At 51.6% G+C, this 13,246-nt stretch carries 13 protein-coding genes; 8 read left to right on the forward strand and 5 right to left on the reverse strand.

Features of this window, described 5'->3' with window-relative positions; all coding sequences use genetic code 11:
• Window positions 1–73: 73 nt before the first annotated feature.
• Entirely contained in the window at window positions 74–949 is an 876-nt protein-coding gene (locus ACTL32_RS10515; protein ID WP_441341429.1) for a YitT family protein, read from the reverse strand.
• 236 nt (window positions 950–1,185) lie between these two features.
• Here ACTL32_RS10515 and ACTL32_RS10520 point away from each other — a divergent pair, with 236 nt between their 5' ends.
• Both ACTL32_RS10520 and ACTL32_RS10525 read left to right on the forward strand, forming a co-directional pair.
• A complete protein-coding gene (locus ACTL32_RS10520) occupies window positions 1,186–1,554 on the forward strand; it encodes a YciI family protein (protein WP_441341430.1) in 369 nt (122 codons plus the stop codon).
• Complete coding sequence (locus ACTL32_RS10525) at window positions 1,551–2,522, forward strand: NAD(P)-dependent alcohol dehydrogenase (protein WP_441341431.1); 972 nt, start codon at window positions 1,551–1,553, stop codon at window positions 2,520–2,522. The genes ACTL32_RS10520 and ACTL32_RS10525 overlap by 4 nt, the downstream gene beginning before the upstream one ends.
• A gap of 74 nt (window positions 2,523–2,596) precedes the next feature.
• Here ACTL32_RS10525 and ACTL32_RS10530 read toward each other — a convergent pair whose 3' ends face one another.
• Both ACTL32_RS10530 and arr read right to left on the reverse strand, forming a co-directional pair.
• Entirely contained in the window at window positions 2,597–2,899 is a 303-nt protein-coding gene (locus ACTL32_RS10530) for a TIGR04104 family putative zinc finger protein (RefSeq protein WP_441341432.1), read from the reverse strand.
• A gap of 219 nt (window positions 2,900–3,118) precedes the next feature.
• Window positions 3,119–3,535, reverse strand: coding sequence for an NAD(+)--rifampin ADP-ribosyltransferase (gene arr / locus ACTL32_RS10535; RefSeq protein WP_441341433.1), 417 nt, complete (start codon window positions 3,533–3,535; stop codon window positions 3,119–3,121).
• A 289-nt stretch (window positions 3,536–3,824) separates the two neighbouring features.
• On the opposite strand from arr, the gene ACTL32_RS10540 reads away from it, so the two are divergent.
• Window positions 3,825–4,835, forward strand: coding sequence for an aldo/keto reductase (locus ACTL32_RS10540; protein ID WP_441341434.1), 1,011 nt, complete (start codon window positions 3,825–3,827; stop codon window positions 4,833–4,835).
• Window positions 4,836–4,923: 88 nt separating this feature from the next.
• Here ACTL32_RS10540 and ACTL32_RS10545 read toward each other — a convergent pair whose 3' ends face one another.
• Together ACTL32_RS10545 and ACTL32_RS10550 are read right to left on the reverse strand one after the other, a co-directional pair.
• The gene (locus tag ACTL32_RS10545; RefSeq protein ID WP_441341435.1) at window positions 4,924–5,673 is read right to left on the reverse strand and encodes an SDR family NAD(P)-dependent oxidoreductase; all 750 of its coding nucleotides are present in this window, start codon (window positions 5,671–5,673) and stop codon (window positions 4,924–4,926) included.
• A 109-nt stretch (window positions 5,674–5,782) separates the two neighbouring features.
• Window positions 5,783–6,487: an IclR family transcriptional regulator gene (locus tag ACTL32_RS10550; protein ID WP_441341436.1), complete on the reverse strand. Its 705-nt coding sequence runs from the start codon at window positions 6,485–6,487 to the stop codon at window positions 5,783–5,785.
• Between the two features lie 105 nt (window positions 6,488–6,592).
• Here ACTL32_RS10550 and ACTL32_RS10555 point away from each other — a divergent pair, with 105 nt between their 5' ends.
• From ACTL32_RS10555 to ACTL32_RS10575, 5 genes are all read left to right on the forward strand, one after another.
• Complete coding sequence (locus tag ACTL32_RS10555) at window positions 6,593–8,005, forward strand: sodium:solute symporter family protein (RefSeq protein ID WP_441341437.1); 1,413 nt, start codon at window positions 6,593–6,595, stop codon at window positions 8,003–8,005.
• A gap of 1 nt (window position 8,006) precedes the next feature.
• Window positions 8,007–9,359 carry a dihydroorotase gene (locus tag ACTL32_RS10560; RefSeq protein ID WP_441341438.1) on the forward strand — a complete coding sequence of 451 codons (1,353 nt, stop codon included), beginning with the start codon at window positions 8,007–8,009 and terminating at the stop codon, window positions 9,357–9,359.
• A gap of 17 nt (window positions 9,360–9,376) precedes the next feature.
• Window positions 9,377–10,549 carry a Zn-dependent hydrolase gene (locus ACTL32_RS10565; protein WP_441341439.1) on the forward strand — a complete coding sequence of 391 codons (1,173 nt, stop codon included), beginning with the start codon at window positions 9,377–9,379 and terminating at the stop codon, window positions 10,547–10,549.
• 191 nt (window positions 10,550–10,740) lie between these two features.
• Window positions 10,741–11,715 (forward strand): alpha/beta hydrolase, encoded by a 975-nt coding sequence (locus ACTL32_RS10570; RefSeq protein WP_441341440.1) that lies wholly within the window; start codon window positions 10,741–10,743, stop codon window positions 11,713–11,715.
• 302 nt (window positions 11,716–12,017) lie between these two features.
• Window positions 12,018–13,217 carry a M14 family zinc carboxypeptidase gene (locus ACTL32_RS10575; protein ID WP_441341441.1) on the forward strand — a complete coding sequence of 400 codons (1,200 nt, stop codon included), beginning with the start codon at window positions 12,018–12,020 and terminating at the stop codon, window positions 13,215–13,217.
• The last annotated feature ends 29 nt before the right edge of the window (window positions 13,218–13,246 follow it).

Genomic DNA, 13,246 nt, shown 5'->3' on the forward strand with positions numbered 1-13,246 from the left:
ATATGAAAAATGAAATGCGCCGGATTCTCATGTCACAGAGAATCCGGCGCTATTTTTAATGCGTTCAAAAAGCTTAATGGATATCCCGCTTTTTGAAGTTCCCGCCTCTGACTTCCGCTACATCGTAGACGGCGATGAAAGCGTTGCTGTCGATTTCGTAGATGATTTCCTTCATCTTGCTGTCTTCGAGCCGGTTGATGATGCAGGTGATTTCCTTGTATTCTTCATTTGTATAAGCGCCTTTGACGACATTGTAGGTGGCGTTTCGACCGAGCCGGTCGTAGATGGTCTGGACGAGGAGCTCCGGCTCTTTCGAAATGATTTTATACGTTTTGGAGCCGCTGAACCCTTCTTCGACCAGGTGGATCACTTTGGATGCGATGAAGTACGCGATACCTGACAGGAACGCGCCTTGCAGGCCGAAAACGAACGACACGACGATGAAGACGAAGACGTTCAGGAACAGGATCATGTCGCTCGTCCCGAACGGCATTTTGCGCGACAGCAGCACGGCAAGCATGTCGATGCCGTCGAGCGCACCGCCGTTCCGGAGCGCAAGGCCCATGCCGAACCCGATGATGATCCCGCCGATCACGGTGACGAGCAGCGTGTCGCCTTCGATGATGGCCGGAACGTGGTGCATGAGCGTCGTCGCATAGGCGAGGGACGCGATGCCGATGATGGAGTAAATGGCGAAGCTTCTGCCGATCTGCTTATAGCCGAGGTAGACGAATGGGATGTTGAGGACGGCAATCAGCAAGCCGAGCGGCAAGCCGAACAATTGGGAGCCGACGATGCTAAGGCCTGTGACGCCCCCGTCTGATACGTTGTTCGGAATCAGCACGGCTTCAAGGCCGTAAGCGGTGATGAACGCTCCGATGATGATTGGAAGCGCCCGCTTGAGGATTCTGGTTTTGTTCATTTTTCGATTTCTGTCTGTTGCGCTCATTCTATGTACTCCTTCTTTGATGGATTGCGAGGGGATTTTTTCACGCTAACTTTTAAATATACCTTTCTTTTAGCTGCTTTGGTAGCGAGAACTGGCAAGAAGCCCAGGTTGCTGATCCAACGAGGGGCTTTATTCGAAAAAAGGGTTTGGGCACGGCCATCTTGAATTTTATGTTAAGGAAAATCAAAATCAGCGGCAGGATTAAAGGACTGCAGCCTTACCAAGGAGGAGATTTCATGCTGTTTATGCTGATTGTCAAAGCGTCGCCCAGTTCGGAAGGTGGGAAGCGTCCAAGCACTGAACTGATGGACGCCATGTCGACGTATAACGAGGAGTTGATGGAGGCGGGCGTCCGGGTGATGGCGAAAGGGCTCCATCCCAGTTCGAACGGGATTCGTCTTTCATATGTGAAGCCGGGGGAAAAGCCCTTGATGACCGAAGGGCCGTTTGCAAATCCGAAAGAAGTCATATCCGGTTTCATTTTGATCGATGTGGAATCGAGGGAAGAGGCGATCAAGTGGGCCATGCAGATGCCGGACCCGATAGGTAATGGCGAAGGGGAGGTTGAATTGCGCCAAGTGTTCGGAGGGGAGGACGCAAGATGAAAGCCATGGTCTGTACACGGTACGGGCCGCCGGAAGTGTTGGAGCTGCAGGAGTTGGAGAAGCCCGTGCCGAAAGTGGGTGAAATTCTTGTGAAAGTACAGGCGTCCACCGTCACGGCAGGAGATTGCGAGATCCGGGGCTTCCGGTTTCCCGTGGCGCTGCGGATTCCACTGCGGCTGCTTTTCGGTGTGCGAAAACCGAGAGTGAAGGTCTTGGGGCAGGAATTCTCCGGGGAAGTGGAATCCGTGGGCGCGGGTGTGGAGGCTTTCAAGAAAGGCGACCGTGTCTACGGCGCGACGGGTTTGAAGCTTGGCGCGTATGCTGAATACCTCTGCCTTCCCGCAAACTATGCCATTGCCCACATGCCGGAAGGGCTCGGTTTCGAACAAGCTGCCACCGTTCCGACAGGCGGAATGAATGCCTTGTTTTTTCTCCGGAACGCAAACATCCGGGCAGGTCAGAAAGTGGTCGTCATCGGAGCCGGCGGGAGCATTGGCACGGTAGCCGTCCAGCTCGCCAAATATTGGGGCGCTGATGTGACAGCCGTCGACAGCAAAGAGAAGCTGGACATGCTCTTATCCATCGGCGCGGACAAAGCCATGGATTATCGGGAGGAAGACTTCACTGCAACTGGCGAAACGTATGATGTGGTCTTCGACGTGGCAGGGAAAAGCCCTTTTTCAAAAACCATCCGTTCAGTGAAGCCGAAAGGCGTCTACCTGATGGGCAATCCTAGCTCCGCTCAAATGTTTCGGAGGCTGTGGCCGACAAGGAGAGGCGGCAGGAAAATCTTCGCAGGCGCGGCGGATTACCGGGCTGAAGATTTACGCTTTCTGAACAAACTGTTGGCTGAAGGGCAGCTCAAGCCGGTGGTCGACCGGGTATTCCCGCTGGAAGCATTGCAGGAAGCGCATCATTACGTAGAGAGCGGCGTGAAAAAGGGGAATGTGGTCATTTCCACTAGCTGAGCCAAGTCCTTAAATGGACAACTTAAAAACAGCCGCCATCCCAACGGATGGCGGCTGTTCAACTTTATTGATTCCTACCACATCGGTTCATTTTCATTGCTTAATTCTACGAAAAACGGATAAACCGCCAGGAACGCGGCGAAAACCCCAATGGCAAGGGGCAGCATCATCATGATTTCCAAGTCGAAAAACAAGGCGGAGAGGATTAAAATCGGCGCGGGAAAGATGTTGAGGATCCCTGCTTTTTTGCGGGATTTTTTGGTGAGGTATTGTCGGGTGCCGCAGTTCGGGCATTCCATGCCTACCCCGAGGGTGAACGATTTGCGGACCGTTGATTTCCAGGTCCATTGATGGTTGCAGCTCTGGCAGCGTGGCATCGCGTTTCCTCCGTTCTTCTAGTTCTTATTCTGTCATGTTTCAAACTTCTTGTGATTTTATGTATATAGTACTTATACGATCGGAACAGCTCGAAGTTTCGGACTACTCCCATTTAATTTACAATACTCGTTCTGCAATGGCAGGCTTTCAAGTTGGCACAGAAAAAAGCACCTGCTTGAAACCGGATTTCAGCAGGTGCTTCCAACGTTTCTTGCGGATCAATCGATGATGATCGCTTTTCCTTGTTCGCGCAGGGTTTTCAACGAGGCGAGCATATGATTGATCTCCTCATCGGTATGCCGCTCCCAGGCACCCAATTCCGCAACAATTTTCAAGGGAGATTGGGACCGGTAGGAGCGCGTCGGATTGCCGGGGAACCGTTTATCGGTCAGGTTCGGGTCGTTTTCGAACTCGCCCTGCGGTTCGATCAAGTAGATGCGTTCCTTGGCGTCCCCAGCCGCCAGTTCCGCACCCCATTTTGCCGCTTCCAGGGTGGCCGTGAAATAGATGTAATTCGATTTCTTGTCCTGGTAATTGGACTGGTTCTGCGCTTCCAGCAAGTCGCCGATCTTCAGTTCGGCTTTTGTTCCGTGGAAGAAAGGGCCTCGGTCTAAGACATCTTTTGGTTCATTCATATCGCTCCGCCTCCTATGGGGTTGATGTACCTAACAGTATAGGGGAGGGATCCCGGAAAAAGTAGTCTGTTAATTTTTTTAATTTGGCCGTATAATAAAGGTAGAGAGAACAAGTGAACACTACGATATGCATGCAGAATAAAAGCCGGATTCCCCCATTGGCGGCGGGGATTCTGGCTTTTATTGCGTTCAGGAATGACCGTTCAGGCTGCCGTCGTTTATCCCGAATTGCAGCGGGTAGATAAGGATATGTGCTTTTTACTAAAAAAACCAAAAGAGGTGTTCATCGATGAAACACGAAGTGACGGTCAAGAACAAACTCGGCTTGGGAACAGCGCCGCTTGGCAATATGTTCAGGGAGGTTCCGGAAGCGGAAGCGATGGAGACGATTCAGACGGCCTGGAATAAAGGCATCCGGTATTTCGATACGGCGCCGTTTTACGGGGCCGGACTCGCGGAGATGCGGCTCGGTGAAATTCTGTCTTCCTATCAGCGCGATGACTTTTTACTGAGCTCGAAAGTCGGACGGATCATCCTGGACGAAGAAGAGGAAAAAGAAGGGCTGTTCGAGTACGGCCGCAAAAACAAGATCCGGACGGATTATACCGAAGATGGAACGCTCCGATCCATTGAAGACAGCCTGAAGCGCCTGAAAACGGACCGCTTGGATATGGTTTTTGTCCATGACCTGTCTCCGGACTTTTTGGGAGACGAGTGGATTGGGAAGTTTGACGAAGCGCGAAAGGGCGCATTCAAAGTGCTGGACCGCCTCCGGGACGAAGGGGTTATCAAAGCGTGGGGGCTTGGCGTCAACACGACGACGCCGATCGAAGTGGCGTTGGAGCTGGAAGAGGCGCATCCGGATCTGAGCTTATCTGCGACCCAGTACACCTTGCTGCAGCATGAACGTGCCCTCGAGCGCATGATGCCACTCGCACTTGAGAAAGAGGGCGGGCTTGTCATCGGCTCGGCATTCAACTCAGGTGCATTGTTGGGCGGAGACCATTTCGACTACAAGGAAATCACACCGGAAATCAAGCAGCGGGTCGAACGGTTCCAGGATGTGGCGCAGAACCACGGCGTGCACTTGAAAGATGCCGCAATCCAGTTCTCGACCGCGCATCCTGCTGTAAAAGCAGTGGTGACGGGATCCACGCGGCCTGACCGCATCAAAGAGGATTTGCAGGCAATGCAGGCTGATATTCCAGCTGCTTTTTGGAAAGAGCTGGTCGAGACGGGGCTTCTTTCATCAAAAGCTCCTTTGCCGGGAGAATTCAAGGAGAGAAACCATTCGAACTGATTTATCAAACAAGACAACAAATGCCGCTCCATGGAATCTAAGTTCCTTGGAGCGGCATTTTGTTTATTCAAGACGTTTAATGTTTCCTTTACTTCGTATTCGTGAAGCCGCCGTCGATGCGGATCGTGTCGCCGTTGATGTACTGCGCTTTTGAGGTCAACAGGAACGCGACGAGTTCCGCAACTTCCTCCGGTGTGCCGAGGCGCTTCTGCGGGATGCCGGCTTCGGCGCTTTCTTTCATGTCTGGATTGTCTTCGAAGAACTTTTTGACCATCGGGGTTTCCGTAGGTCCTGGCGCAATGGCGTTGACTCGTAGGCCGTCCTTCGCGTATTCCGCGACCAGACTCTTGGTCATGCCGACGATGCCGTGCTTTGTGGCACCGTAAGTAACAACCGAAGCCTGTCCGGTGACCCCGGCGCTTGAAGCGGTATTAACGATCGAGCCGCCGCCGTTTTTCAGCATCGCTTCCGCCACATAGCGCAAGCCGTAAAGCGCGCCGAGCAGGTTGATGCCGACGATCTGGTCGATTTCCTTGATATCGGTCTCCAGGAAGTTCTTGCCGCTTCCCGAAATGCCGGCGTTGTTGAAGAAGTATTCGATCGAGCCGAAATGCTCGAGCGTTTTGTCTACGTAGTTTTTCACTTCTTCCGCTTTTGAGACGTCCGCTTTGATGAAGATGGCATCGACGCCTTTTGCTTTCAGCTTCTCGACGGTTTCATTGCCGCCTTTTTCGCTGACATCGACTACCGCGATGTTGATGCCTTCGTCTGCCAGGCGCAGCGCTGCCGATTGGCCGAGCCCGCTGCCGCCGCCTGTGATAATTGCTGTTTTGCCCATTGATCTTCCTCCTCTGATTTAAGTGCTTCTTTTAAAGAACTCTACTTTAAGTGGTTTCCCGAAAAGGGGAGGGGTTAATCAGGGAACGAGCAGTTCGTTTCAGAAGTCCTTACTCCATCATCAATGAAATATCCGCCGCTGCTTCTTTCAGCCGCTGGATATACGTTTCAATTTTGTCCCCGTTTATCCGGAATTCCGGTCCGGCAATGGATAAGCCACCCATGATGTATTTTCCGTTGCGCAGGATCGGCGCAGAGATGCCAATGGCATTTTCGTCCACTTCGGAATTGGTCAATGCGTACGCGTTCTGCCGGATGCTTGCCAGTTCCTGTTCCAGTTTTTCTCCTTCTTCAGAAGAAAGGGAGGAGCGGATGAGAAAGTCTCGGTGTTCGTCAGCCAAATAGGCCAGCAGGATTTTGGATGAAGCCCCTTTGAAGATGTTCAGCACTTGGCCTTCTTCATAGGAGTACCGTAAATTGTGTTTGCTTTCCAAATGGGCCAGGACGCGAACTTTGGAGCCTTGGACAGCGGTTAAGTTGATGGACTCGCCAAGGTCGTCATTGAGTTCCTGCATGATGGGCAATGCGGTCTCGACCAAGGAACTAAAAGACTCTTCCTTGACACGGGAAATTTCAACCGCCAGCCAGCCCGGGGCATACAGCCCTTTGCCGGCTGCTTCAAGCAGGCCCGCGTGGATCAAGGCTTTAATTTGCCGGTAGAGCGAACTTCTGGGGATTTTCATTTCCTGCAGGATTTGGTCGATGTGAAGCGGTGAACCGTAGGTATGAAAGAGCTGCAATATTTTAAAGTTCATTTTACGACCTCTTTTTGTCTCATTATTTAAGACATTAGATTTGTCTTAATATTCTTCATACTATACGATTCCAAGTAATACATCAATACATAAAGGGGTTTTGGGATGAGCACAAACATTATTTTATTTTTGACACTGGCGGTCGTGCTGTTAGGAATTATTATTTTTTCCTATTTTGTGGGACGTAAGAAGCAGGGGATTCAGAACTGGTATGTAGGCGGCAGGTCGCTTCCGCTTTACGTGCAAATCGGAACGCAGTTTGCGACTGTGATGGGCGGAGCGGTAATCGTCGGCCTTGTCGGTACCGCTTATTCGAGCGGCTGGTCAACGCTGACGTACGGCTTATTGACAATGGTCGGTTTTTTACCTTTTCTGTTCATGGCGAAATGGTTGCGGAACAGTGAGTTTGAAACAATGCCGGACATCATCAAAAAGATTTACGGCAACCATCCAGTCCTATCCGTCTTGACGATTTTAAGCACGCTGATCGTACCGTTCGGCTGGATGATCACGCAGCTGGTCGGCTTCGGAAAGATTTTCTCGACGATCACCGGAATGGATGCGGGACTCATGGTGACGATTTTTGCGGTGATCAGTCTGGCGTTCGTTCTGCCAGCCGGTATGACTTCGGTTGCGTGGACAGATTTCATCTTTGGTTGTGCGATGTTGGTCGGAGCTGTAATCGCTTTCTTCATGGCGATGGATATGGGCGGCGGATTTCAGACGATCATATCGAATACGCCTAGTGAAATTTCCGATTTCCCAAGCGGACTTGCGGGGATTGGGATGGGAACAGTCCTGTTTTGGGTGTTCGGCGTCATGCCGGGGAACTTGACCAATCAGCAGCTGTACCAGCGCATCTTTTCTGCAAACAACTCGAGAAACGCAACGATATCCATCGGCGTAACCGCGGTCCTATTTGCGCTCGCGACGTTCTGGTCCTCCACGATCGGCTTGACGGTGCGTTCGCTCAACCCGAATCTCGACAGTCCGGAAAATGCCACCGGCTGGTTTTTGACCCAGACGCCTGAATGGTTCCTGGTTATGTTCGCGGTGTTCATCGTTGCAACGATCATGTCGACCTTAAGCAGCGCCGTTCAATCGGTCGTGGTGACAATTACAAAAGACATCTATACGAATTACGTCAATCCGGACATCGAGGAGAAGAAATTGGTTTCGGTTTCCCGGATTGTCTCTGTCGGAGTCTTGACGCTCGCTGTCATACTGGCGAACTTTTATCCGCAGGCTCTTAGCTGGATTGTCGCGTCATTCGCGTATTCGGTGTCGGCGCTACTTGTACCGATTCTCGGCGGCTTTATCCTGAGAGACAAAAACATTCTGGATCACCGTTCAGGCATTGCGAGCATCGTCATGGGTATCGGCGGTTCTGCGATAGCCCATATGCTCGGCTCGGACCTGTACGTGATGTACGGGTTGTTCGCCTCATTGGTTGGCTTACTTGCCACATCGTATGGACTGGCTGCAGTCGGAGCAACAAGAAAAGCGAAGGAGAGTTGAGATGAAATACGATAAAGTAATCCAAGGAACTATTGTCACACCGCAAGGGAAATTCCCGGGCGAAGTTGGAATAAACGATGGGAAAATAATGGAGATATCCGAAACTGCCGGCGTGCTGCAAGGCGAAGACATCCATGATTTCGGAGAGGATTTCGTCTTCCCGGGATTTATCGATGCCCACGTCCATTGCTACAGCAACCCGAACGAAGGCATCAAACGTGCTTCTTATGCAGCGGCGAAAGGCGGCATCACGACGTTTTTGGATATGCCGTATGATTTGCCGGTTCCGGTCGCAAGCGGCGAGGTGCTGAAAAAGAAAATTGAGACAATCAATAGCGAGTCGGTTGTCGACATTGCGTTATGGGGCACCATCCCGAAACAAGACGGCGCAAGCGTGATCGAAGAATTGGTAGAAGGCGGCGTGGCCGGGTTCAAACTGTCAACATTTGAAACCGACCCGTACCGATTCCCGCGGATTGCGGATGCGGACATCCTTGAAGCGATGAAAAAAACGGCAGAAAGGGATCTGGTTGTCGCATTCCATGCGGAAAACGATGAATTGCTGTCGACGTATATCGAAGAAGCGAAAGCGGAAAACAACTTGGAGCCGATCTTCCACAACCGTACTCGGCCACCGGTCACAGAGACGACGGCTGTCATCAAATTACTGGACATGGCATCCTGGACAGATGCAAAGCTGCACATTGTCCATGTCAGCCATGCGCGGAGCCTCGACTACATCAATTGGTTCAAGGAACAAGGGACGGACGTGACCGCGGAGACGTGCTATAACTACTTGCTTCTGTCTACGGAGGACTTGGAGAAATACGGACCGAAAGCGAAAATCAACCCGCCGCTTCGGGAGCCGCAGGAAGTGGCAGCGTTGGAAGCGCAATTGCTGGACGGCAGAATCGACTTTATTACATCCGATCATGCACCGTGGCAAAAAGCGGACAAATCGATTGGCGATGACGACATCTTTAAAGCGAAATCCGGTACGCCGGGCCTTGAAATCATGGTGCCGCTCCTTTTCGACCGTTTAGTTGGAGAGAAGAGTGTCTCCTTGAGCCGATTTGCGGATCTGCTGGCACTTGCGCCTGCCAAACGGTTCAACTTGATTCAAAAAGGGTCGATCGAGCAGGGGAAAGACGCGGATTTCGCGATCATCAAAAACCCGGCTTCCTGGAAAATCGATGAAAACGAATTTATCTCGGTATCCGATGTTTCCCCTTATCATGGACATTCGGTCAAGAACCGGGTTGAAGCGACGTTTGTCCGGGGGCAATTGGTTTATTCCCATGAAAAGGGTATAGAAGAAGAGGCGATCGGACGCTTTGTAAAACCGAATGAATAAATGGGAGGTGAAAAAAGGTGAAAGTAAACGGGGAAAGGTTAATGGGCATGCTGGACGAGGTGAACTGCATCACCTCGGATGGCGAAGGGATCACCCGCCTCGCCTACACCGAACAAGAAAAATTGGCATTGGATTGGTTTATCGAAACGTGCGAGAAACATTCCATCCGTACGTATCGCGACGCCATCGGCAATGTGTTCGGGACAGTGGGGCCGGAAAGCGGAAAAGGCATCTTGATCGGTTCGCATCTCGATACTGTTAAAAACGGCGGAAAATACGACGGCGCTCTTGGCGTAGTGGCAGGGTTGGAAGTATTGCTCACGCTCGCCGAAAAAGAGGCCGAATTGGCAAAGCCGGTGACGGCGGTTTCGTTCCGCGGAGAAGAAGCGAACCTGCTCGGCGGGACTTTCGGCAGCCGTGCGATTTGCGGCAGCATCCAATTTGATGACGATTTCATCAAGCGGCTGGAAAGCACACCATTCACGCCTCAGCAAGTGAAAGAGACCGCGGGAGCAGAACAATTCAGCAGCTTTTTGGAACTCCACATTGAACAAGGGAAAAAGCTGGAGGCAGGCGGTACGGACATCGGAATCGTTCATTCAATTGCAGGCATCAAGCGGCTGGACGTGACGGTACACGGCGAAGCGGCGCATTCCGGAACAATGGGAATGGGCGAACGAGACGATGCGTTGATCAGCACAGCGAAAATCCTCTTGGAATTCGACCGCATCGTCAAAGAATACGGTGAACCGAATGTCGGAACCGTCGGTGAATTGTATGTGCATCCGAATCTGCCGAATGTGGTGCCTGGAGAGGTTAACTTCACCCTTGAAGTAAGAGGGACGGATATGGAGATGATGCACCGGATTACGGAGCGGTTTTCGGCGTATGCCCATGCCAATCATCATGTGATGATCAAACCGAATATTGAGAAAAACCCGTCCGAGCTGTCGAAAAAACTGATTGACACGGTCGAACAGGTTTGCCTGGAAACGGGTGTAGATTATTGCATGATGATGAGCGGGGCCAATCACGACGCCAATTCACTGGCGTCCGTCATGGATTCCGGCCTCATCTTCATCCCATGCTTGAACGGCGTGAGCCATAATCCGAAAGAATTTGCAGAAGCGACCGACATTGAAAACGGTGCGAATGTGTTGTTGGGAAGCGTTTTGAATCTGGCGAGATAATGTGATCCATTGCAGCCAACAACAGGATTTGTTAATTTCATAAACAATTAAATACATCTTGCATATAAAACAGCCGGAGAAAAGAGAGAGCATGTCTTTTCTCCGGCTGTTTTTCTGTTGAAGGATAGCTTACAATTTATTACAAGAGAAAAATTCAGGAATGTTAGAATGAAAAAAGGGAGAGAACCAGGGTGAAAGTATCACGCAAAGAGGTCGATAAGCAATTGCGGTTCAGAGGGATGCTGCTGAACCGGCTGGTGATGAAAAAGAGTGAAGACGAGTTCATTCAGGCGATGCAAAATTCCCGGAAAGTGATGGACAAGCGGTTCCGGGGCAGAGACATTGACGGGCTTGACTGCAGCGAGGTGGAGGTGAGTCGGGTGGACGGATCTATGATACGCGTGCGGATCTACAAGCCGCTCCATCCGGTGGAAGGGGTGCCCGGCGTGTTATGGATCCACGGCGGCGGCTATGCCCAAGGCGTGCCGGAGATGAGCGGGGACATGTACAAGGAGCTGATCAACGCGAGCGATTGCGTCATCGTCGCGCCGGATTACCGGCTGTCGATCGACGCACCTTATCCGGCAGCGCTTGAGGATTGCTACGTGGTGCTGCTGTGGATGAAGGACCATGCAGCGGAACTCGGGATCCGGGACGACCAGCTGATGGCAGGCGGCGAGAGTGCAGGCGGCGGCTTGACGGCAGCGCTTGCCCTTTACGCGCGGGACCGAGGCGAAGTGAAGCTGGCTTTTCAAATGCCGCTTTATCCGATGCTCGATGACCGGATGGCGACCGAATCGGCCCGGGAGAACAACGCCTATATATGGAATTCGGATATGAACCGTTGGGCATGGAAGCTGTACCTGGGTGAGCGCTTCGGAACAGGCGTGCCGTCCTACGCTGCAGCAGGAAGGGCAGTGGACTACCGCAATTTGCCCCCGGCCGTTACGTTCGTCGGCGACATCGAACCATTCCGGGATGAGACGATCCAGTTCGTGGAGAACTTGAAGCGAGCGGGCGTGCCCGTTGATTTCAAGATTTACAAAGGCGCCTACCACGGCTTCGATATCATCAACCCGAAAGCCGAAATCAGCCGGACGGCACGGGACTTTCTGATGCAGTCGTTCAAGCATGCGGCGCAGCATCTTTTTGCCCGGCAGAACTGATTTATCGTATAAGAAAACACTTATTTAGACAGAAACCATCTTTCTCCGGAAAGGTGGTTTTATTTGCGGAAAAGTATTTAGCGGCCCGAAGTAGTTAAGGAGTCCTGCGCCGATAGATACAAGAAAACAAGGTCTTTAGGGAGTCGAATAATACATAAGAACTGAATATTCTAAATATATTTACTATTATTTCTTTTATTGCTATGCTCTTTTTGGGTAAAGGTAAATTTCAAAAAAGGAGGCAACAAAGAGGCGTCAAATTTTGCAAGCGAATGCAGGCAATTAAAAATTTGAGGGAGTGGATGTTTTTGAAGAGAAGATGGGCGAGTACAGTCGGAGTTTTGAGTTTGTGTACAGCATTGGCGATGCCGGTTTATGCGGCTGATCCGGTAACGAAGACCGAGCATCACCATGACAATAGTATTTCCGGATTTATCGACTATCAGGAGCTGCAAAAAAGCCTGAAGCAAATTGCGGCAAACAGCAAAGGCACTGTCCAGTTGGAAGTGGCAGGGCAGTCGCATGAAGGATTGGATATCTATACCGCACGCGTCGGGACAGGCGATAAGGTCCTTTTGGTCCAAAGCGAAATCCACGGCAATGAAAAAACAGGCACGGTGGCGATCCTTAATTTATTGAAGACGCTGTCCGGCAATTCCAAAGAGGCTAAAGAACTCCGCGAACAAGTGACGGTCGTCTTCATGCCGATGATGAACCCGGACGCTTCGGAAGCGGACAAACGCCGCAACAGCCTGACATGGAGCGAAGTAGTGGAAAGCTATCCGCAATTGTCAGGAGCTGCGCCGTCTTGGAACTACCTGGACCGCGGCATCAGCCAGAGCTATGATTACGGTGCGAATCCTGGATTTGACGTGAACCGCGATTTCAACCCTGACCTTGATTACGTTCCGCAAGCGGAAGATTTCCCGGGCGCGTCCGATGAGCCGGGCTGGTTCATCACACCGGAAGCCCAAGTTTCACGTGATGTCTATAAATCCCTGCAGGACGAATTCGGCAAAGTGGATGTCTTTATCGACTTGCACCACCAGGGACTTTACTATGTGGACGGCACAGCGGATCCTGTAACATTGTCCCTGTCGGCTCAATTCGTGCCGGATCCGAGCACGCCTGAAGGCGCGGATTATGCGGAGTACGCGGACAACTACAATTACGATTTCTCGAGACAGCTGAACTTGCTGGCGTATAACGAACTGCAGTCGTACGGCGACTCGAAGTTTACGAACATCTCGCTTTATTCGCAAGGGCTCGACCTTCCAGGTACTGCGCTTGGCAGCTACGCCCTGAACGGCAGCGGCACGGTGCTGTTTGAAGTCAGAGGCCAAACGCAGTCGCTTGGACAGAAGGAAAAAGGCCAGTTGGTCAAATCGGTCGAACGCGGCCTTTCCGCCATCATTGAAGGCGTCGCAGACGGTTCGGTCGAAGAACTGGATCCAGAAGCATACGAAGACATTCCGCTTACGGCTTACCGCCCGGCGTTTTGATCTTTGAATAAATCCTGTAAAATCTGATG

Source organism: Planococcus sp. FY231025 (genome assembly GCF_052078085.1).
GTDB lineage: Bacteria > Bacillota > Bacilli > Bacillales_A > Planococcaceae > Planococcus.